The sequence below is a fragment of the Leisingera sp. ANG-DT genome (assembly GCF_000813785.1).
Taxonomy (GTDB): Bacteria; Pseudomonadota; Alphaproteobacteria; order Rhodobacterales; family Rhodobacteraceae; genus Leisingera.
Genome location: NZ_JWLE01000001.1, coordinates 387,036 through 406,868, shown reverse-complemented (window position 1 = coordinate 406,868; position 19,833 = coordinate 387,036). Strand labels below are relative to the sequence as shown.

Below are 19,833 nucleotides of genomic sequence, written 5' to 3'. Positions count from 1 at the left end.
GGGCCGCTTTGTGTTGCTGCGGCCGGCATTTACAAGTTTTCACCCGGCTTGCAGATGGGTTACCGGCAGCCTGCGGTTAACCAATTTGTCAGGTGTTTTTGAAATAGTCTCCAGGACGCCGACGGCTTGGAGAACCCAATGATTATTTGCCACCCGCTGAAACTCATCTTTATCAAAACCAAAAAGGTAGGCGGCACGTCATTTGAAATCGCCTTGTCCAGCTTTTGCGACGACACCAGTGTGATCACCCCGGTGTCTCCCGAGGACGAAGAAACCCGCGCAGGCCTGGGCTATCCCGGGGCACAAAATCACCAGCGCCAAACCTGGCCCGACGGCACTGAAACGGAGGGGGATTTCTACAATCACATCCCCGCCGCAGAAGCCAAGGCCCTCATCCCGCAGGACATCTGGGACAGCTACACAAAGGTCACCATCTGGCGCGATCCGTATGACGCGGTCATTTCCCGCTACTACTGGGAGATGGCCGAGACTGAGAGCCTGAACTTCGGGCTGTTTGTGCACAAGTTCTACGGCATGCTAACTGAAAACGTCCAAATCGCACCGCTGGAAGGGTCGGCTGCACCCGATGTCTTTTTACGATACGAGCATCTGGAAGAGGACATCGCGGCGCTTGGCGTCGAAGGCCTGTGGGAGCGGTTTTCAAGCCTGCGTGCCAAGGAAGGTGTCCGCCCGCGCACCGGCACTGATGCCGCAACGCTCTATGCCCGCTATCCGGGGGCCGCGGATGTCGTTGCAGAACAATGCGCCGACGAAATACGCAAGTTCGGCTACAAGCGCCCAGGCGCGGCACCAGCCACGCCCAAGCACGAACAGCCCGCCAAAAGCGACTTTTTCTTCACTCTTTCGGCCGGGCGCACCGGTACCGCCTGGCTGGCGCAGTTCCTGGGTGACAATCTTCGGATCAAATCCATCCACGAGCCGCTGAACATTGAAGACTTCGGCACACAAATGCCGGAAATCAAGCACATGCGGACTTTCAACACTTTTGGCATGAATACCCGGATGCAGAAGTTCTGGAAGGACAAGCTGGCGTCGCTGGAAGCACCCTATGCCGAGTCCAACCATACTTTGGGCAAATGCGGGCTGATCGAAGCGCTGGCAGAAAGCCCCATCCGCAGCCGCACCACCGTGATCCTCCTGCGCCGCGACCTGGCCAAGCAATGCGCCAGCTATGTCGGCCGCAATGACTTCATGAATATCACCATCCGGTGGCAGTGGTACCTGGACATGGGCTACAGCAATTTGATCGTTGACCCTGCCCGTTTCCTGCCGCTGGGTCAGGTCGGCTGCGCCATCTGGTACGCGCTGGAGATGGAGGCGCGCTATGCGTACTACCTGCTGAAATACGGCGGGCAAATTAAGTTTGTCGGGGCCATGCTGGAAGAGGCCACCAAGCCGGCAGGTGCCCCCAAACTGCTGGCGGCCCTGGACCACCGCGGCCGGGTCTTGCTGCCGGAAAAGAAAAACGCCACCCGCGACTCCTCCGGAGTGACAGAGCAGCTGACCGCGGAAATCCGCACTCTGCTGGACCGGCTGAACTTCGACCCGGTGGAGGCGGCCTCTGCCTATATCAAGTCAGGCCGCTCACTGGATGCGCAAGAAGCGCACCGCGCGGCGGCCTGAAACTGGCGCGCGGCCTCCTTCGCTTGCGCCGCGCTGTCAACTGGCAGGCCTGTAATCGCAGCTGCCGCGCCGCCATGCGCTTGACCTCGGGTGAAAATTCCGCCTTTCCTCTCCCCAGCTGAACAAGGGGGCAGGCATGGCAGAGGGCGAGACACGCGCAGGGCTGGCGGCGCTGTGGATGGTGGGGGCGATTGTGTCCTTCTCCGCCATGGCGATTGCCGGGCGTGAGGCCGGGTTGACGCTGGATACCTTTGAAATCATGGCCTACCGCAGCCTGGTGGGGGTGCTGATCGTGGTGGCCGTCCTGACAGCGGCAGGCCGCTGGCATCAGGTGCGGCGGCAGCGGCTGGGGGTGCATCTGCTGCGCAACCTGTTCCACTTCACTGGCCAGAACCTGTGGTTTCTGGCGGTGACGCTGATTCCGCTGGCCCAGGTCTTTGCGCTGGAGTTCACCTCGCCCCTGTGGGTGATCATCCTGTCGCCGCTGTTGCTGGGCGAGGCGCTGACCCGGCGGCGGATGCTGGCGGCGGCGCTTGGCTTTGCCGGCATTCTGGTCGTGGCCCGCCCCAGCCCCGAGACACTGAACCTTGGCCTGGCGGCAGCGGCGAGCTGCGCCATCTTCTTTGCCCTCACCGCGATCCTGACCAAACGGCTGACCCGGCACGAGCATACCGCCTCAATCCTGTTCTGGTTGACCTCGATGCAGCTGGTGATGGGGCTGCTGGCGGCAGGATGGGACGGCGACATGGCGCTGCCGGACGCAACCACCCTGCCCTGGCTGGTGCTGATCGGCATTGCCGGGCTGACTGCGCATTTCTGCCTGACCACAGCCTTGTCGCTGGCGCCGGCCAGCGTGGTGGTGCCGGTGGATTTTGCCCGCCTGCCCGCCATCGCCATCCTTGGCATGGTGATCTACGGAGAGGCGCTGGACGCCTGGGTGCTGGGGGGAGCCGCCATCATCTGCATTGCAAATTATCTTAATATAGTTGCAGGCCAGCCGCGCAGAACCCCTCAAAGCTGACCGAATCCGGCTAGTTGCCGCGCGGTTAATGTTGATTTGCCGAAATCCGCCCGATTACGTTCGCGTAAAGCGGCTTCCACTGGCCGCAACTCAGGGAGGAACAATGAAACGCTATCTTGCAACCTCGGCGGCTTTGGCGCTGGTATCTGGCTCTGCCATGGCGAGCGGTCTGGACCGCACCGGCCAGCCGATCGGCATCATCTTCGAAGAAGGCAACTACGCCGAGTTCTCGTTTGCTACAACTTCGGTGGACCTGTCGGGCAACGACCGCACTTCGCTGAACCCGCTGGGGTCTGCAACCGGCGATGTCGGCGAACGGTTCAACATGTTCGGCGCGGGCTACAAGCGCGACATCAACGAGCAGCTGTCCTTTGCGCTGATCTTCGACCAGCCGTGGGGTGTGGATGTCGCATATCCCACCAGTGGTTCGCTGCTGCTTGGCGGCACGACTGCACAGGCGGATTCGAACTCGCTCACTGCGATGCTGCGCTACAAGTTCAATGACCGCTTCAGCGTCCACGGCGGCATCCGCTACCAGGAGCTTGACGGCGAGATCAATCTGCAGGGCGGCGCTTACAGCTCCATCGGTGGCAGATACAACGTGAAAGTGGACAAAGATGGCGCGTTTGGCTGGGTGGCCGGCGTCGCCTATGAGATCCCCGATATCGCCCTGCGCGTGGCACTCACCTACAGCTCTGAAATCGAACATGATTTCAACCTGAACGAAACCTTTGCCACCACCGCCACCGCCAGCACCACGACAAAAACCAAAACGCCGCAATCGGTGAACCTGGACTTCCAGACCGGCGTCGCCCAGGACACGCTGCTGTTCGGCGGCATCCGTTGGGCTGAGCACAGCGTAACTGATTTGGTGGTTCCGGGCCTGAGCACCTTGGCCGGCCGCTCCGTTGATCTGATCGACCTGGACGACTCGATCACCTACACACTGGGTGTCGGCCGCGCCTTCAACGAGAACTGGTCCGGTTCTGTGGCGCTGATCTATTCGGATTCGGACGGCGACAACCTGGTCTCGCCGCTGGCGCCGACCCACGGGTATGAGGCAATCCGCGTCGGCGTGCAGTACAAGCAGGACAACATGACCGTCTCTGCCGGTGTCCGCTATACCCAGCTGGGCGATGCGGTTGCCTCCCCTGGCGGCAACCCGGTCACCAACTTTCAGGACAACGACGCAGTCAGCTTTGGCCTGAAGGTCGGCTTCCACTTCTGATCCGGGCACCTGCCGGGCAGTTTGCCCCGCTCCCGTTTGGGGGCGGGGTTTTCTTTTGCCGCGGCGCATGCGCGCATGGAATTGACCCGGCCCCCGCGGGTGGCTAGCAAGGCGTGACACCTTCAGGGACTTGGACTTTCATGCTCTACTCTTCCGCACAGGACTGGCGCGACGCCCCCAGCAAACGGGTGCTGTTCTTTGGCATGTCCGGGCTTGGCAAAACCTATGTCAGCAACGTTCTGCGCGGGGCCGGCAGCTGGTTCCACTACTCGATCGATTACCGCATCGGCACCCGTTACATGGGCGAATACATCGCCGATAATGCCAAGGCCGAGGCGATGAAAGTGCCGTTTCTGCGCGAACTGCTGCTGACGGATTCGATCTTTATCGGCTCCAACATCACCTTCGAAAACCTGCGCCCGGTCTCGGCCTATCTGGGCAAGCCCGGCGACACCGCCAAGGGCGGTTTGCCGATTGCCGAATACAAGCGCCGGCAGGAGCAGTTCCGCGTCGCCGAGATCCGCGCTCTGCTGGACACCGAGTATTTCGCGGACCGGGCACAGCAGCTGTACGGCTACCCGAATTTCATCTGCGACACCGGCGGCTCGATCTGCGAATGGGTCGACGCCAATGACCCGAACGACCAGATCCTGTCCGAGCTGAGCAAGCACACGCTGATGGTCTGGATCAAGGGCAGCGAGGAGCACACTGCCGAGCTGGTCCGGCGCTTTGACCGGGCGCCCAAGCCGATGTCTTACCAGCCGGAGTTCCTGAACCGCGTCTGGCAGGAATACCTTAAGGAAAACAAGATACCTGAGGCGGATGTGGACCCCGATGCATTTATCCGCTGGACCTACTCCCAGGCACTGGCCCACCGCCAGCCGCGCTATCAGGCGATGGCGGACAATTGGGGCGTCACGGTGACTGCCAGCCAGATTTCCGCCGTCAAGGATGAGGCTGGTTTCGTGGATTTGATCGCCGAAGCCCTTGAGGACCGCGGCTAAGCCGACTATCTGACAACCTCCGCTATATCGTACAACTTTCCGCAAATCAGGATACTGACATGCCCATCAAGATCCCCGCTGACCTGCCTGCCTATGACGTTCTGACGAACGAAGGCGTGATGGTCATGTCGCCGGATCAGGCGGCACGTCAGGACATCCGGGCGCTGCGCATTGGGCTGCTCAATCTGATGCCCAAGAAGATCCAGACGGAGAACCAGTTTGCCCGGCTGATCGGGGCGACGCCCTTGCAGATCGAGCTGAGCCTGATCCGGATGACCGAGCATCAGACCAAGAACACCGCCGCGGCGCATATGGAGGAGTTCTATCACTCCTTCCAGGAGGTGAAGCACGAGAAGTTCGACGGGCTGATCATCACCGGCGCACCGATTGAGCATCTCGACTTTCCTGAAGTTACCTACTGGGAAGAGATGCGCGAGGTGTTCGAGTGGACCCAGACCAACGTGCATTCGACCTTTGGCGTCTGTTGGGGCGGCATGGCGATGATCAATCATTTCCATGGCGTGAAGAAACACATGCTGGACCACAAGGCGTTCGGCTGCTTCCGGCATCAAAACCTGGCGCCGGCCTCGCCTTACTTGCGCGGGTTCTCGGATGATTTCGTGATCCCGGTCAGCCGCTGGACAGAGATGAAACAGCCTGAGGTCGATGCCGCCGAGGGGCTGACGACACTGCTGGGCAGCGACGAGGTCGGCCCCTGCCTGATTGAGGACAAGGCGCACCGGGCGCTCTATATCTTCAACCATTTTGAGTACGACAGCGATACGCTGAAGCAGGAATACGACCGCGACGTGGCCAATGGCACCCCGATCAACGTGCCGGGCAACTACTATCCGGACAATGATCCCAGCCGCCAGCCGCAGAACCGCTGGCGCAGCCACGCGCATCTTCTCTATGGCAACTGGATCAATGAGATTTACCAGACAACGCCTTATGACATGGATGAGATCGGCCGCTAGAATGCTGGTCTGGGCAGGCCTTGCTGTGGCAGCGGGGACTGCCCTCACGCTTTGGCAGGCGGGCCGGCGCGAGGCCGCAGCTGAGGCCCGCCATCCGCCGCAAGGCCAGGTTCTGGTGGTGGGCAGCCACCGGGTGCATGTGGTGGAGATGGGACGGCCCAAGGGCAGCGCGCCGGATCTGGTGCTGCTGCATGGCTCCAGCGGAAACACCCGCGACATGACGTTCCGGCTGGCGCCAGCACTCGCTGACGAGTTCCGGATTCTGATCTTCGACCGCCCGGGCCTGGGCTATTCCAGCCCGCTCAACGGTACGGGCGCGACCATCCGCCAGCAGGCGGAGGTGCTGCGCCAGGCCGCGGCGCAGATGGGGGCAGTGAAGCCAATTGTGCTGGGCCAAAGCTATGGCGGTGCAGTGGCGCTGGCCTGGGCGGTGGATCACCCCGAAAGCGTCTCTGCGCTGGTTTCGGTGTCCGGGGTGGCTTACCCTTGGACAACGCCGCTGGACCCGCTCTACCGTCTCACCTCCTCTCGTTTTGGCAGCGCTGTGGCGGTGCCGACGCTGGCGGCCTATGTCCCGGACTTGGTGGTCAGCCGCTCCCTGCAGGAGATTTTTGCCCCGCAGGCAGTGCCGGAAGGATATGCAGAGCATTTTGGCACCAGCCTGTCGTTGCGGCGCGGGTCGCTGCGGGCCAACGCCCGGCAGCGGGCGAACCTGCTGGAGGAAGTGACAGAACTTTCGCAGCATTACGGCCGCATCACGTTGCCGCTGGAGGTGATCCACGGCACTGAGGACGACCTGGTGAACCTCAAGCTGCACGCCGAAGGGCTGGCACGGGATGTCGACAGTGCGCGGCTGACTCGGCTGGAGGGGATTGGCCATATGCCGCAGCACGTCGCAACAGAAGATGTCGCCGATGCGGTGCGCCGCGCGGCGGAACGCGCGCATTTGCGTTAAAGCGATTCACATTCCATACTTCCTTCCCATATAAGAGGTTGAGGACAGAAGGGTTTTGCACATGCCGCTGCCGTTTGACGGGGCCATCAGCCGCTTTTTCCAGAGCGGCGCACCGGAGGAGATCCGCGAGGCCATCAAGGGCGCGGACAAAGATGAAATCCTCAGCCCCAGCTATCCGCACAGGAAGCTGATGAAGCGCAAGGCCTATGACAAAGAGCTTGAGGCGCTGCAGATTGAACTGGTCAAGCTGCAGTCCTGGGTCAAGGCCACGGGCCAGCGGATCGCCATCGTCTTTGAGGGCCGCGATGCGGCTGGCAAGGGCGGCACCATCAAGCGGTTCCGCGAGAATCTGAACCCACGCGGCGCGCGGATCGTGGCGCTGTCCAAGCCCACCGAAGCGGAGCAGAGCCAGTGGTATTTTCAGCGCTATGTGCAGCAGCTGCCGTCGGGCGGCGAGATCGTGTTCTTCGACCGCAGCTGGTACAATCGTGGTGTTGTCGAAAAGGTGTTCGGTTTCTGCACCGATGCGCAGCGGGAACGGTTCTTTGATCAGGTTCCGGGGTTTGAAGAGGCCCTGGCCGAAGACGGCATCCACCTGTTCAAGTTCTGGCTGAATGTGGGCCGGGCCGAGCAGCTGCGCCGCATTCTGGCACGCGAATCCGACCCGCTGAAACAGTGGAAACTCAGCCCGATCGACGTGAAGGGGCTGGAGAAATGGGACGACTACAGCGCCGCCATTTCAGAAACTTTCGCGCGCAGCCACAGCGCGGAGGCCCCCTGGACAATCATCCGCTCCGATGACAAACGGCGGGCTCGGCTGGCGGCGATGCGCTGCGTGCTGCATGCGATTGACTACGCTCAGAAGGACGCCAAGGCGATTGGCGCCCTGGACCAAGAAATTTGCGGAGGCCCGGAAATCTGGGATGCCTAAACGCGGTTATCATCACGGCAACCTGCGCCAGGCGCTGGTCGAGGCCGCCCTGCAGCTGATCGAGGCCAAGGGGCCGACCGGTTTCACCCTGTCGGAGGCGGCCAAGCAGGCGGGGGTTACCCCGGCTGCAGTCTACCGCCATTTCGAGGGGCGCGAGGATCTGATCGCGGAGGCCTCGCGCCAGGGCTATGTGATGTTTGCCGATCTGATGCAGCATGCCTATGACAAGTATCAGCCCTCGGCGCTGGCGGCGTTTGAGGCGACGGGGCGGGCCTATCTGGCCTTTGCCCGCAAGCATCCCGGCCACTATATCGCGATGTTCGAAAGCGGTATTTCGGTGAACCGCACGCCGGAACTGGCAGATGCCGCGGCACGCGCGCGCGCGATTCTGGAACGTGCAGCGGCGGACCTCAGCCAGCATATCCCTGCAGAGAAACGCCCGCCGGCCTCGATGTTCTCGGCGCATGTGCTGGCGATGAGCCACGGGGTGGTGGAGCTTTATGCGCGCAACTCGCCCGGGGCTGCCTCACCCTTTCCGCCGGAGGATCTGCTGGAAAGCGGCATCGGCATCTACCTGCGCGGTTTGGGGCTGATCGGGCCGGACAATTAGGCCCGGCTGCTAGAACCGGCCGCTGGGCTGCGGTGCGCTCAGCTCATCGCCGACGTTCACCAGGTTCACCTCGCCGATGCCCTTGATGTCTTCAGGGCCTATGTCGGTTACGTGGAATTCCTCTGACAATGCGTCCTTCATGTCCTCTGGCGCGACGATTTTCATCGGGTTGGCAAAGACTTGCAGACGGGAGGCCAGGTTCACCGCCGGGCCGAAGACGTCATAGACGTACTTTTGGATGCCCACCACAGACCCCACGGCTGAGCCGGTGCCAAGGCCGATCCGCGCCTGCCATTTGTGCTGATGGCTCTGGTTGCGCCGGTCCAGATAGCGCAGGAAACGGGTGGCGCAATGGGCCACGGCGGTGGCGTGGTCCGGCGTCGGTTCCGGCATTCCGGCAACCGCCAGATAGGCGTCGCCGATGGTCTTGATCCGCTCGCAGCCGTATTGCTCGACGATGCGGTCAAACGCAGTGAAGATGTCGTTCAGCTCTCCCAGCGTGACCGTCGGATCGGTGCGGGAGGCAAAGTCGGTGAAATTCACGAAGTCCAGCATCACCACCGACACCTTGGGATAGAGCTGCGGGGTGACCACGCCGAAGGTCTTGAATTCCTCATAGACGGAGCGTGGCATCAGGTTCAGCAGCAGCCGCTCCACCCGCTCCTTCTCGCGTTCCAGCTCGCGGGTGTTGCGCTCCACCATGGTGGAATAGCTGTCGATCATGCTCTCCAGCTCGCGGATGCGGGTGATGTTCTGGCATTCTACCACCAGCAGCGCCTCGTTCAGGTGGCTGGCCTGGGAAATGTTGATGGCAAACACCAGTGTGCGGCGCTTGCGCTTGATCTTCAGCTCCGCTGAATAGCGCAGGCCCTCGTCGCAGAGCGGCCCCAGGTCCTCCGGCTGCAGGCCGTCTATGGCATCGGTCAGCGAAGCACCCTCGCCCGGGGTTCCGAACCATTCTGCAAAGGGCTGATTGTGAAAGACAAATCCAAGGTCTGATGCCCGCACTACGGCTACGCCGACACCAATGGCACGCAACAGCTGTTCATTGATGGCGGCAATGCTCATGCCGCGTCCCGGGTGACGATGATGCTGCGTTTGCCCTCGATGGCGCTGAGCGTGGTGCGGATGTCCGGTTCTGACAGCCCGTGCTGTTCCAGCGCTTCTTTCAGCAATGCGCCCATCTCGTCGAAGTCTTCGTGGGTTATGCCGAGGGCCCTGTGCACTGCCTCCAGCCGGTCGTCGCTGAAGGACGCAGGCCCGCCCAGGAGCGAGGAAATGAACTTGGTCTGGTGATCAATGAGACGCGCCATGTCGACATCAGCGAAGTAGTCGCCGATCTGGTCAGAATCGAGCGCCAGCTCGTAGAAGGTCATCACAACCCGGCTAATGGCGCTGAACCCGCCGTATTTCTCATAGATTGTTTGCGGCATAACAGCTGTCCCCCCATCAGGAAGCGGTCCGCCCATGTTACGCTAATTTTGCGAAAAAGTTAACGCCCGGGGGCCGCTCGGGGCGCCCGGGCCGGGAAACAGCTCAAAACAAGGCCAAAATCCCGGCCTCCCGAGTCAGGCCGCGCTTTCATCCGTGAAGGTCACCAGATCGCTGACGATACACTGCAAACCTTCGATAAGATCCACGGTCGGCTGCGTCGACAGCAGCGGTGCCATTTCCTGGATCAGCGGCAGCGGCAGGTCCCACCAGCGCAGTTCCAGCAGTTTCTGGCACACCGCGTCATCAAAGCGTTTGCGCACAAGCTGCGCCGGGTTACCGGCCCAAACCTCATAAGCGCCCACATTGCCGGTTACGGTGGCATTGGGGCTGATGACAGCGCCGTCGCCGATTTTGACACCCCCCAACAGGGTGGCATTGGCGCCAATCCAAACGTCATTTCCGATCACCACATCGCGGCTGCCGGAGTGCGGCGCATGAGTCTCCGCTCCGCCCAGATGTTCCGTGAAGGCTTCGCCAAACGGAAAGGCGGAGATCCGGTCCAGCGCCGGAGACTGATCCAGCATGATCCGGACACGGCGGCCGATCGAGCAGAAGGAGCCGACTGCCACATTGGCACCGCCGCCCTGCCCTTCGATTTCCATATCTTCATAGCCATGAGTGAAGCGGCCGATTTCCAGTTTGCCGTCGCCGATCGGGGCAGTCTTGAATTGGTCTGGTGATGTCATGCTGTTCTGCCTTCCGTTTCCCGTCCTAGGATTTCCGTGCCACCCTAGGAAATCTTTCTAAAGGAACCCTGAAAGCATCCGGAAGCAGGCGGGCACTGGAACGAAAAAGGGCCCGCCAGCGGCGAGCCCTTCCAAAAGCATATGTTTCCAGCTTAACGCTTGGAGAACTGGAACGAACGGCGGGCTTTGGCCTTACCGTATTTCTTACGTTCCACAACGCGGCTGTCGCGGGTCAGGAAGCCGGCCGCTTTCAGAGCGCCGCGCAGCGACGGATCGTACAGCTGCAGCGCTTTGGAGATGCCGTGCTTGACCGCACCGGCCTGACCGGACAGGCCGCCGCCCTTGACGGTGGCGTAAACGTCAAACTCGCCTTCGACGCCGGCAACCTGGAACGGCTGGCGCAGGATCATCTGCAGCACCGGACGGGCGAAGTACTTGTTGATTTCCTTGCCGTTCACCTCGACCTTGCCGGAGCCCGGCTTGATCCAGACGCGGGCAACAGCGTCTTTACGCTTGCCGGTGGCATAGGAGCGGCCCAGTTCGTCACGAACCGGCTCACGCGCGATGGTTTCTTCAGCCACTGCTTCCACACCGGTTGCAGCTGCGAGCTCTTCGAGAGTGTTGATCTGATCAGACATCAATATCAGCTCCGGGTGTTTTTCTTGTTCATGGATTTGACGTCCAGAACTTCAGGTGCCTGGGCTTCATGCGGGTGCTCGGCACCAGCGTAAACGCGCAGGTTGGTCATTTGCTGACGCGACAGGCGGTTGCCCGGCAGCATACGCTTGACCGCTTGGGTCACAACGCGCTCCGGGTGTGCACCTTCCAGGATTTCCTGCTTGGTGCGCGACTTGATGCCGCCCGGGTGGCCAGTGTGCCAGTAGAAGTGCTCATCGCGCTTCTTGCCGGTCATCTGCACCTTTTCGGCGTTGATGATGATGACGTTGTCGCCCATGTCCATATGCGGAGTGAAGGACGCTTTGTGCTTGCCGCGCAGGCGCATGGCAACGATCGAGGCAAGACGGCCCAGCACCACGCCCTCGGCGTCGATGATGATCCACTTCTTCTCGATATCTGCCGGAGTAGCAGAGAAGGTTTTCATGGCAGGTCAATCCTGTTTGTCGTGAAAGGCAGAATCCCATGGGTCATCGGCCTGAATTCGATGGACGGGGTTTACGGGCATCCCAAGCCCCAGTCAACACCACCAAACAAGAATAAATCATTTGAAAACAACGTGTTAAAAAATTGGTATAATAATACCCCAAACATCGCCCCTCTCCCGGGCGGCAATGTTGTCGATAATACACACCACTGCCGCCGGTTCCCCCATCCAGAATACCGCGGTTGCTCTCGACAGAAGTTGAACATTAAGTCCCGGCAGAGAAGATCAACCAAAAAGAGAACAGCCACTCATGTTTCGCAAAATTGCATTTACTTGCACGCTTCCCGTAATGCTCGGCGCCTGCATGCAAAGCGCCGAAGTCACGACCCCCGCGGTTACCGCTGCACTCAAGAACGAAGGGATCACGGCTCCCCGCGTGCAAGGCTACAAAGAACTTACCTTCCGGACGCATGTGATCCTCGACAAGGAAAAGCTGGAAGCCACAGGCGGCTATCCGAGCAGCGACAACATGCAAGAAGTCACCGGTGCCAAGTGCACTATCGAAAGCGCCGAATTCAAAGCGACCTTCATAACACCCGCCAAGGTCAACGTACCGACGCTGAAACGGCGGCCGACGGATGCCTATGTAAAGTGCGCTGCAGGCAGCCAGTCGGGTGAAAAGACTTTGGCACCGATCCTAAACGGCACCGTCGTCGGCGGCGCATCCGCCGCAGGCCTTTTGGCCGCGGCGGTAACCGCCGGTATTGCGGCAGGCCGCGATGTCTGGTCGTTCAATGCCAATCATGCCTCCGGTGTTTCAATCCCGATTGAGTAACGCCAGACCAAACCAATCTAAGAAGGGGTCCGCAATCGCTGGACCCCTTCTTTTTTGAACGAACACTTTTGAACGAATTCACACGCTGATCTGCTCCGGCGGGTTGTCCAGCAGGGCGCGCAGGCGCAGCATTGCCTCCTCAAACTGTTTCAGCGGCACATGCGCGTTGATAGCAATGCGCACCGCATGGGGCGCGCGGCCGTCGCGCAGGGCGAACTCATCCGCCGAGCGGATCTGCACCCCGTTGGCCTCTGCCGCGCGGGTAAAGGCGGCGGCGCGCCAGCCGGACGGCAGTTTCAGCCAGAGGAACGGAACCTCCGGGTTCCAGGTCAGGTCAAAGCCGCCAAGCGCGTTGACAGCCACCCGCACATAGCGGGCCATCTCACTGCGCACGGATTGCACCAGCCCGGGCAGGCGCGGGTCACTGAGCAGGATCCGCACCAGTTCCGCAAGCGGCTGGGCGAGGCCGAAATAACCATACTCCGCCACCCGGCGCAGGTCCGCCGCCCGCCCCTCCGGCGCAAGGGCAAAACCGACGCGCAGGGCCGGCGTCAGAATCTTGGAGATCGAGGACACGTGCCAGGCCAGTTCCGGCGCCAGCGCCCGGTAGCTGGGGGCACGCGCCTCGCCCAGGCGGTAGCAGTCATCCTCGACAATCTGCACCCCGTGGCGGCGGGCGATGCGGACAATCTCCTTGCGGCGCTCCAGCGGGGTGAACAGTCCGGTGGGATTGTGCACTTCGGGGCTGGTGCAGATCACAGAGGCGCCGGATTTGCGGATGGCCAGTTCCATCGCATCCGGGCGGATGCCGTGTTCATCCATCGCCACCTCGACCACCTGCGCCCGCAGAAGCTCAGCCGCACGGCGGAATCCTGCATAGGTCAGGTCCTCGACAAGTATCACTGGCTGGGGGCCTTCCAGAATCGCCTGCAGCACCACCATCAGCCCGTTTTGGCCGCCATGGGTCAGCACCACGTCCTTTTCGCTGACTGGGCCGACCGGCGCCTTGGCAATCCATTCTGCAGCGGCCTGGCGTACCGGTTTATATGCATCGCGGGTCGGGTAGTTCAGGAAATTCCGCGCCTCGCCTTCCGCAACTTTGTGCAGCGCCTCGCGGACGGCAGCCACCTGCCCCATGTCGGCAATCCGCGGGCTGAACAGGCTGACATGGCCGGGATCGCGCGCCTCCAGCAGATGCAATTCCCGCGACCATACGTCATCGGGCACCGGCTTCTTCTTCTCGGCTACAAAAGTGCCACGCCCGACTTCGGCCTCCAGCACGCCCTCATCGGTCAGGATGCTGTAGGCGCGGGCGACAGTGCCGGGTGTTATGCTCAACTGATACGCGAGATCGCGGACCGGCGGCAGCTTTGTACCAATTTTCAGGCTCCCCGCTTCAACAGCAGAGCGGATTGTATCTGCGACCTTTTTGTACTTGGGACCTTTTGTCTCACCCAGGGCTTGCGGCCAAATTGTACCCATTACAATCCATCCTTGGACAACATCTCACCCCCTTTGTATCAAAACACTACGACAAATCAACAGGATTGTATCAACACAATACGAAGGAAGCCTCCCATGGCACAGCACACGCAAATGGCACAATCGAACATGTCCTTTCTGAACAGCCGCCCGGCCCTGCCGGTGCTGGCGCAGTTGGCCGTCTCCTTTGCCGTGCTGGTGACCAAGTGGAGCCTGCGCCATCGCACCCGAACCCATTTGAAACACCTGAGCGAGACGCAGCTGAAGGACATCGGGCTGAGCCGTGAGGACGCCCATTATGAAGCCACTCTTCCGTTCTGGCGCCCGTGATCCCCTGGGCAAAGGAACAACCTGACGGCCGGGGTTCGCCCCGGCCTTTTTTGTTTGCGCCTTGGCGTCCGCAAAGGTGAGCCTTGCTGCCGCCGCATCGAACATCCGCTCTTGGCCCCGCCCCCGCGCTTTGCTAGGCGCAGCGGGACGAAACCTGATTTGGCAGATTTGATGCAGCGCGACCCCATTCTTGTAGTTGACCGCGAGACCGGCGAGACCTTTGAAGAGGCAGTGCTGGGCGAGAAATGGATCCGCTGGGCTTATCAGAACGCCAGCGCCAGGCCGGTGGAAAAGCTGCTGTTCCGCTCCTCCCTGATCAGCCGGCTGATGGGCGCCTGGTTCGACTCGCGGTTCTCCAAAGGTAAGATCGCGGCAGTGGTTGACGAACTGTCCATCGACATGAGCGAGGCCACCGCCCCGGCAGATAGCTATGGCTGCTTCAACGACTTCTTTGTACGGCACCTGAAACCGGAGGCCCGCCCCTTCAGCGCGGACCCGAAGGACATTGTATCGCCCGCCGATGGCCGGGTGCTTGCGTTCCCCGAATTGGCAGAGGACGTGTTTGTGCCGGTCAAGGGCTATCCGATGTCGGTGCGCACCATGCTGCCCGGCATTGCGGAGCGGTTCATTGGCGGCGCGCTGGCAATTGTGCGGCTGTGCCCGGCGGACTACCACCGCTACCACTTCCCCGCCGCGGGCCGCATCACCGCAGCACAGGACATTCCCGGCGCGCTGCATTCGGTGAACCCGATTGCACTTGGCGCGGGGCCGGATGTGTTCGGCGAAAACAAGCGGACCTGGACCCTGATCGAAACCGAGACGCTGGGCAGCTATTGCTTCGTCGAGGTCGGCGCCTTCGGTGTCGGCTCCATCGTCAACACCCGCACCTCGGGCGCGGTGCAGAAGATGGACGAGAAAGGCTATTTCAAGTTCGGCGGCTCCACCGTGGTGGTGGTGTTCGAGCCGGGCAAAGTGCGGTTCGCCGATGATCTGGTGGCAAACAGTGCCAAGGGCCGCGAAACACTGGTCAAGGTGGGCCAGCCTTTCGCCACCGCCCTGTGAAAGCTGCCCCCTAACGCTTGGGCGGGATTGAATAGGTCATCGAGGCACGCGCCACCGGCTCTGCCATGCCCTCGGAATAGATCAGCACATCCGCTACCGCCAGCACCCGGCCCAGCTTCAGCAGCCGCGCCTCCCCGATCAGGTCTGCCCCAGCCGCAGGTTTGCGCATGAAGTCGAGCGAGCAGTTGGTGGTCACTGCCAGCGCCTCCTGCCCCAGATGCGCCAGGATCAGCGCGTAGACCGCGCAATCGGCCAGCGCAAACATCGACGGGCCGGACACCGTGCCGCCGGGGCGCAGGTGCCGCTCCGCCGTCAACAGCCGCATCCTCAGACGGTTTTCCTCCATCGCGTCGATGGCAAAGTCATCCCGCACCTGCGGAAAAATCTCATGCAGGTATTCCGTCAGACCTGCGACATCAAATGCCAGCGCCATGCTTTCCCTTTCTGTTCGCCCCGCCTAGAGTTGCCCCCGGATTTGCGAGGAGGGCAAGATGGCAATTCTGGAACGTCACGACACGGGCGCAATTGCCCGGCTCACCATGAACACACCGGAAAAGCTGAACGCGCTGTCGGACGAGATGCTGGCTGCACTGCAGGAACAGATCGATGCCTTGCGCGAGGACAGCCGCATCAAGGTTGTGATTCTGTCAGGAGCGGGCAAGGCGTTCTGCGCAGGCCATGACATCAAGCAGATGACCGCGGGCCGCGCGTCTGAGGACGGCGGCAAGGCTTATTTCCAGGATCTGTTTGCCCGCTGCACCAGCGTAATGACGGGGCTGCAGTCCCTGCCCCAGCCGGTGATTGCCCAGGTTCACGGCATCGCCACCGCGGCGGGCTGCCAGCTGGTTGCCTCCTGCGATCTGGCGGTGGCGGCTGAGGGCACCAGATTCGGCGTCAACGGCGTGAACATCGGCTTGTTCTGCTCCACCCCAATGGTGGCGCTGTCGCGGAACATCCCGCGCAAACAGGCGTTTGAGCTGCTGACAACTGGCGAATTCGTCGATGCCGCCCGCGCTGTCGACCTAGGCCTCGCCAACCGCGCCGTGCCGCTGGAGCAGTTGGAAGCTGAAACCAACCGGCTGGCCGAGACCATCGCCTCCAAGCTTGGTGCTGCGGTGAAAATCGGCAAACAGGCGTTTTACGAGCAGCTGCAGATGCCGCTGGACCAGGCCTATGCCTATACCAGCGGCGTGATTGTTGAAAACCTGATGCACCGTGACACCATCGAAGGTATGGCCGCGTTCATCGAAAAACGTGCCCCTGACTGGCAGGAATGAGTTTTTCCGAAAATTTACGGAAAGCTTTAGTCTTTGTTTACCAATAGGAACGTAATGTTTCCGTAATAGGCCAAATGACCGCCTTTCAATTCGGGCGGAAAGATGGCAAAGATTGGGCACGGCCGCTGAGCAGTCACCGGCCCGCACAATTTGGGCTGCTGCTGCGGAAGGGTCCCTCCAACCGGTCTCTCACCCGGCGATCCATCCCCGCAGCGGCGGCCCCAAATTTCCCCAACCAGCCCAGACAATCCGCGCCCGGCCATCCGCCTGCGCAACTGCCAAGCCTGTTGCACGATCCCGCCCCCTGCCCTATGTGGCGGGCATGACAGATCATTCGGCAAAAACACTGCATATCGTGGGCGGCGGCATGGCCGGCTCGGAAGCGGCCTGGCAGGCGGCAAACATGGGCGTTCAGGTGGTTATCCACGAGATGCGCCCCAAGGTGGAAACCTTTGCCCACCAGACCGGCAACCTGGGCGAAATGGTGTGTTCCAACTCCTTCCGCTCCGATGACGACGAGCAGAACGCCGTGGGCCTGCTGCATTGGGAAATGCGCGCCGCAAACGGGCTGATCATGACCACCGCGGATGAGCACCGCCTGCCTGCCGGCGGCGCCCTGGCGGTCGACCGCGACCCCTTTGCCGAAACGGTGACCGCCAAGCTGAAGGCGCACCCGAATGTCACTGTTTCTTATGAAGAAATCACCGAACTGCCCACCGATGGCCACTGGATCTTTGCCACCGGCCCGCTGACCTCGCCGGAACTGGGCAAGGCGATCCAGGCCGAAACCGGTGCTGAGGCACTGGCCTTCTTTGATGCCATCGCGCCGATTGTCTATGCAGAAAGCATCGACATGTCCCAGGCCTGGATGCAGTCGCGCTATGACAAGGGCGAGACCGAGGAAGAGCGCACCGCCTACCTCAACTGTCCGATGGACAAGGACCAGTACGAGGCCTTCATCGACGCGCTGCTGGCCGCCGACAAGACCGAGTTCCACGAGGGTGAGACAGCAGGCTATTTCGACGGCTGCCTGCCGATCGAGGTGATGGCCGAACGCGGCCGTGAAACCCTGCGCCACGGGCCGATGAAGCCGGTTGGCCTGACCAACCCGCACCAGCCGGAGGTCAAGGCGCATGCGGTGGTGCAGCTGCGCCGCGATAACGCGCTGGGGACGCTGTTCAATATCGTCGGCTTCCAGACCAAGATGAAATACGGCGCCCAGACGGAAGTCTTCAAGATGATCCCCGGGCTGGAGAACGCAAGTTTTGCCCGGCTCGGCGGCATCCACCGTAATACTTTCATCAACTCGCCCACCCTGTTGGATGCGCAAATGCGGCTGAAGTCAAAGCCCAACATCCGCTTTGCCGGCCAGATCACCGGTGTTGAGGGCTATGTAGAAAGTGCTGCCATGGGCCTGCTGGCAGGCCGCCTGGCAGCGGCTGAGGTTCTGGGCCAGGAGCTGCCGGAAGTGCCGCAGGACAGCGCCATGGGCGCGCTGATCCACCACATCACCGGCGGTGCCGAGGCCAAAACCTTCCAGCCAATGAACGTGAACTTCGGCCTGTTCCGCCCGGTGGACGGCCTCAAGGGCGGCCGCCGCGGCCGCAAGGACCGTTACAAGGCCTATACCGACCGCGCCAAGGATGTCTGGCAGGAGTGGCTGAAAAACTTTTCCTAGACGAAAAGCCCTGCCCGCGCCTAAACTTTTCCCATGAGCGAAAAGTTTCTGGACAAGGCGTACGGCCTTGAAACACCGGAAGCGACCCTGGAGCACTATGACCAATGGGCCGCTTCCTACGACGCAGAGATTGCCGAAAACGGTTACGCAACACCGGGGCGGATTGCCCAGGCTTTGGCAAAATACCAAACCGACATGAGCGAGCCCGTGCTGGATTTCGGCTGCGGAACCGGTTTGGCTGGTCTGGCCTTGCGGCTGCAGGGGTTTGAAACCGTGGACGGCATGGAGCCGTCGGAAGAAATGCTGGAACAGGCCCGCAGCAAGGACGCCTACCGCACGCTGACGCGGATCGATCCCGCGGCGAAACAGCCGATCCCGCACGGCGCCTACCGCCTGATCACCGGCTGCGGCGTTCTGGGCACAGGCGCAGCGCCGCCCGCGGTGTTCGACACGATCATGCACGCCCTGCCGCGCGGCGGATTGTTCGCCTTTTCCTACAACGATCACGCGCTGGCGGACCATGCCTACACCGGCAAGCTCAATGAATGGCTGGACTGTTCAGCAGCACGGCTGCTATTCCGGGAACACGGGGATCACCTCCCCGGCATCAACCTGAAGTCCACCGTTTATGTAATTGAGAAAGCGTGACATTCACCACACGTTTCGCGCCGTCGCCAACCGGGCCGCTGCACCTGGGCCATGCCTATTCGGCGCTTCTGGCGCATGATATGGCCGTGGCCAATGGCGGCACCTTCCTGCTGCGCATCGAAGACATCGACCAGTCGCGCGCGCGTGCCGAGTGGGAGGCGCAAATCTATGAGGACCTTCACTGGCTTGGCCTCAGGTGGCCGAAACCGGTGATGCGCCAGTCGGAGCGGTTACCCCGTTACCGGGCAGCACTCAAACAGCTGACTGCGATGGGCCTCACCTATCCCTGCCGCTGCAACCGTGCTGATATCGAGGCGGCTGCCGGCGCGCCGCAGGAAGGGGTGCCTCAGTTCGGCCCGGACGGACGCATCTACCCTGGCACCTGCCGCAGCCGCCTGCCATCGGAGACCGCGGACCGGGACGTGATCCGCCTGAATATGGAGAAAGCGGTCCGCGCCGCCGGTTTGCGAAGCTTCGCGGAGACCGGGCCGGAGTTCCAGGGCGCGCATGCTTTGGACCCTGACGCGCTGATCTCAGGTGTTGGCGACATCATTCTGGTGCGCCGCAACATGGGCAGTTCCTACCACCTGTCGGTGGTGATGGATGACGCGGACCAGGGCATCACACAGGCGGTGCGCGGTGCAGACCTTTTCGAGGCAACCCAAATCCACGTCCTGCTTCAATGCCTGCTGGACCTGCCCACACCCATTTACCACCACCACCATCTGATCCGCGATGAGAACGGCAAACGCCTCGCCAAACGCGACGACGCCCGCGCCATCGCCAAATACCGCGCCGAAGGGGCCACCCCGCAAGACATCCGCGAAATGGTGGGCCTGCCGCTTCTTTCTGGCTGAAAATATCCCCGC

The 19,833-nt window shown here is 61.6% G+C and carries 22 protein-coding genes; 15 read left to right on the top strand and 7 right to left on the bottom strand.

Annotation, left to right across the window (positions count from 1 at the left end; genetic code table 11):
- Positions 1 to 138: 138 nt before the first annotated feature.
- The 8 genes from RA21_RS02005 to RA21_RS01970 all read left to right on the top strand — a co-directional run bounded on the left by RA21_RS02005 (position 139) and on the right by RA21_RS01970 (position 8,370).
- Positions 139 to 1,644 (top strand): hypothetical protein, encoded by a 1,506-nt coding sequence (locus tag RA21_RS02005; RefSeq protein ID WP_039145780.1) that lies wholly within the window; start codon positions 139 to 141, stop codon positions 1,642 to 1,644.
- A 136-nt stretch (positions 1,645 to 1,780) separates the two neighbouring features.
- A complete protein-coding gene (locus RA21_RS02000; protein WP_019296196.1) occupies positions 1,781 to 2,665 on the top strand; it encodes a DMT family transporter in 885 nt (294 codons plus the stop codon).
- Positions 2,666 to 2,768: 103 nt separating this feature from the next.
- Positions 2,769 to 3,893, top strand: a complete 1,125-nt coding sequence (locus tag RA21_RS01995; protein ID WP_019296195.1) for an OmpP1/FadL family transporter — start codon at positions 2,769 to 2,771, stop codon at positions 3,891 to 3,893.
- 140 nt (positions 3,894 to 4,033) lie between these two features.
- Complete coding sequence (locus RA21_RS01990) at positions 4,034 to 4,897, top strand: hypothetical protein (RefSeq protein ID WP_019296194.1); 864 nt, start codon at positions 4,034 to 4,036, stop codon at positions 4,895 to 4,897.
- Between the two features lie 59 nt (positions 4,898 to 4,956).
- Entirely contained in the window at positions 4,957 to 5,874 is a 918-nt protein-coding gene (gene metA, locus RA21_RS01985) for a homoserine O-acetyltransferase MetA (RefSeq protein WP_019296193.1), read from the top strand.
- A 1-nt stretch (position 5,875) separates the two neighbouring features.
- Positions 5,876 to 6,829, top strand: coding sequence for an alpha/beta fold hydrolase (locus RA21_RS01980; RefSeq protein WP_039145779.1), 954 nt, complete (start codon positions 5,876 to 5,878; stop codon positions 6,827 to 6,829).
- 61 nt (positions 6,830 to 6,890) lie between these two features.
- Positions 6,891 to 7,760, top strand: coding sequence for a polyphosphate kinase 2 (gene ppk2 / locus RA21_RS01975; RefSeq protein WP_039145777.1), 870 nt, complete (start codon positions 6,891 to 6,893; stop codon positions 7,758 to 7,760).
- Positions 7,753 to 8,370 carry a TetR/AcrR family transcriptional regulator gene (locus tag RA21_RS01970; protein ID WP_019296190.1) on the top strand — a complete coding sequence of 206 codons (618 nt, stop codon included), beginning with the start codon at positions 7,753 to 7,755 and terminating at the stop codon, positions 8,368 to 8,370. Before ppk2 ends, RA21_RS01970 begins: the two co-directional genes overlap by 8 nt.
- Positions 8,371 to 8,379: 9 nt before the next feature.
- On the opposite strand, the gene RA21_RS01965 is transcribed toward RA21_RS01970, so the two are convergent.
- The 5 genes from RA21_RS01965 to rplM form a co-directional block, all read right to left on the bottom strand.
- The gene (locus RA21_RS01965; protein ID WP_019296189.1) at positions 8,380 to 9,438 is read right to left on the bottom strand and encodes an adenylate/guanylate cyclase domain-containing protein; all 1,059 of its coding nucleotides are present in this window, start codon (positions 9,436 to 9,438) and stop codon (positions 8,380 to 8,382) included.
- Entirely contained in the window at positions 9,435 to 9,803 is a 369-nt protein-coding gene (locus RA21_RS01960) for a group I truncated hemoglobin (protein WP_019296188.1), read from the bottom strand. The genes RA21_RS01965 and RA21_RS01960 overlap by 4 nt, the downstream gene beginning before the upstream one ends.
- A 135-nt stretch (positions 9,804 to 9,938) precedes the next feature.
- The gene (locus tag RA21_RS01955; protein WP_052254187.1) at positions 9,939 to 10,550 is read right to left on the bottom strand and encodes a CatB-related O-acetyltransferase; all 612 of its coding nucleotides are present in this window, start codon (positions 10,548 to 10,550) and stop codon (positions 9,939 to 9,941) included.
- 152 nt (positions 10,551 to 10,702) lie between these two features.
- Positions 10,703 to 11,188 (bottom strand): 30S ribosomal protein S9, encoded by a 486-nt coding sequence (rpsI, locus tag RA21_RS01950; RefSeq protein ID WP_019296186.1) that lies wholly within the window; start codon positions 11,186 to 11,188, stop codon positions 10,703 to 10,705.
- 5 nt (positions 11,189 to 11,193) lie between these two features.
- Positions 11,194 to 11,652: a 50S ribosomal protein L13 gene (gene rplM / locus RA21_RS01945; RefSeq protein WP_019296185.1), complete on the bottom strand. Its 459-nt coding sequence runs from the start codon at positions 11,650 to 11,652 to the stop codon at positions 11,194 to 11,196.
- Positions 11,653 to 12,001: 349 nt separating this feature from the next.
- Here rplM and RA21_RS01940 point away from each other — a divergent pair, with 349 nt between their 5' ends.
- Positions 12,002 to 12,487 (top strand): hypothetical protein, encoded by a 486-nt coding sequence (locus tag RA21_RS01940; protein ID WP_039145775.1) that lies wholly within the window; start codon positions 12,002 to 12,004, stop codon positions 12,485 to 12,487.
- Positions 12,488 to 12,565: 78 nt separating this feature from the next.
- Here the strand turns inward: RA21_RS01940 and RA21_RS01935 are convergent, their stop codons facing one another.
- The gene (locus tag RA21_RS01935) at positions 12,566 to 13,969 is read right to left on the bottom strand and encodes an aminotransferase-like domain-containing protein (RefSeq protein ID WP_039145773.1); all 1,404 of its coding nucleotides are present in this window, start codon (positions 13,967 to 13,969) and stop codon (positions 12,566 to 12,568) included.
- A 96-nt stretch (positions 13,970 to 14,065) separates the two neighbouring features.
- Between RA21_RS01935 and RA21_RS01930 the strand changes: the two genes are divergently transcribed.
- Positions 14,066 to 14,299: a DUF1127 domain-containing protein gene (locus tag RA21_RS01930; protein WP_039145766.1), complete on the top strand. Its 234-nt coding sequence runs from the start codon at positions 14,066 to 14,068 to the stop codon at positions 14,297 to 14,299.
- A 171-nt stretch (positions 14,300 to 14,470) separates the two neighbouring features.
- On the top strand, positions 14,471 to 15,361 hold the full coding sequence (asd, locus tag RA21_RS01925) for an archaetidylserine decarboxylase (RefSeq protein ID WP_039146478.1): 891 nt from the start codon (positions 14,471 to 14,473) through the stop codon (positions 15,359 to 15,361).
- A 10-nt stretch (positions 15,362 to 15,371) separates the two neighbouring features.
- On the opposite strand, the gene RA21_RS01920 is transcribed toward asd, so the two are convergent.
- Positions 15,372 to 15,794, bottom strand: coding sequence for a PaaI family thioesterase (locus RA21_RS01920; RefSeq protein WP_039145759.1), 423 nt, complete (start codon positions 15,792 to 15,794; stop codon positions 15,372 to 15,374).
- A gap of 58 nt (positions 15,795 to 15,852) precedes the next feature.
- Here RA21_RS01920 and RA21_RS01915 point away from each other — a divergent pair, with 58 nt between their 5' ends.
- From RA21_RS01915 to gluQRS, 4 genes are all read left to right on the top strand, one after another.
- Positions 15,853 to 16,638, top strand: a complete 786-nt coding sequence (locus tag RA21_RS01915) for an enoyl-CoA hydratase (RefSeq protein WP_039145758.1) — start codon at positions 15,853 to 15,855, stop codon at positions 16,636 to 16,638.
- 322 nt (positions 16,639 to 16,960) lie between these two features.
- On the top strand, positions 16,961 to 18,316 hold the full coding sequence (gene trmFO, locus RA21_RS01910) for a methylenetetrahydrofolate--tRNA-(uracil(54)-C(5))-methyltransferase (FADH(2)-oxidizing) TrmFO (protein ID WP_039145757.1): 1,356 nt from the start codon (positions 16,961 to 16,963) through the stop codon (positions 18,314 to 18,316).
- Between the two features lie 33 nt (positions 18,317 to 18,349).
- Complete coding sequence (locus RA21_RS01905) at positions 18,350 to 18,964, top strand: class I SAM-dependent DNA methyltransferase (RefSeq protein ID WP_039145756.1); 615 nt, start codon at positions 18,350 to 18,352, stop codon at positions 18,962 to 18,964.
- Positions 18,961 to 19,821: a tRNA glutamyl-Q(34) synthetase GluQRS gene (gene gluQRS / locus RA21_RS01900; RefSeq protein ID WP_039145755.1), complete on the top strand. Its 861-nt coding sequence runs from the start codon at positions 18,961 to 18,963 to the stop codon at positions 19,819 to 19,821. The genes RA21_RS01905 and gluQRS overlap by 4 nt, the downstream gene beginning before the upstream one ends.
- Positions 19,822 to 19,833 lie beyond the last annotated feature (12 nt).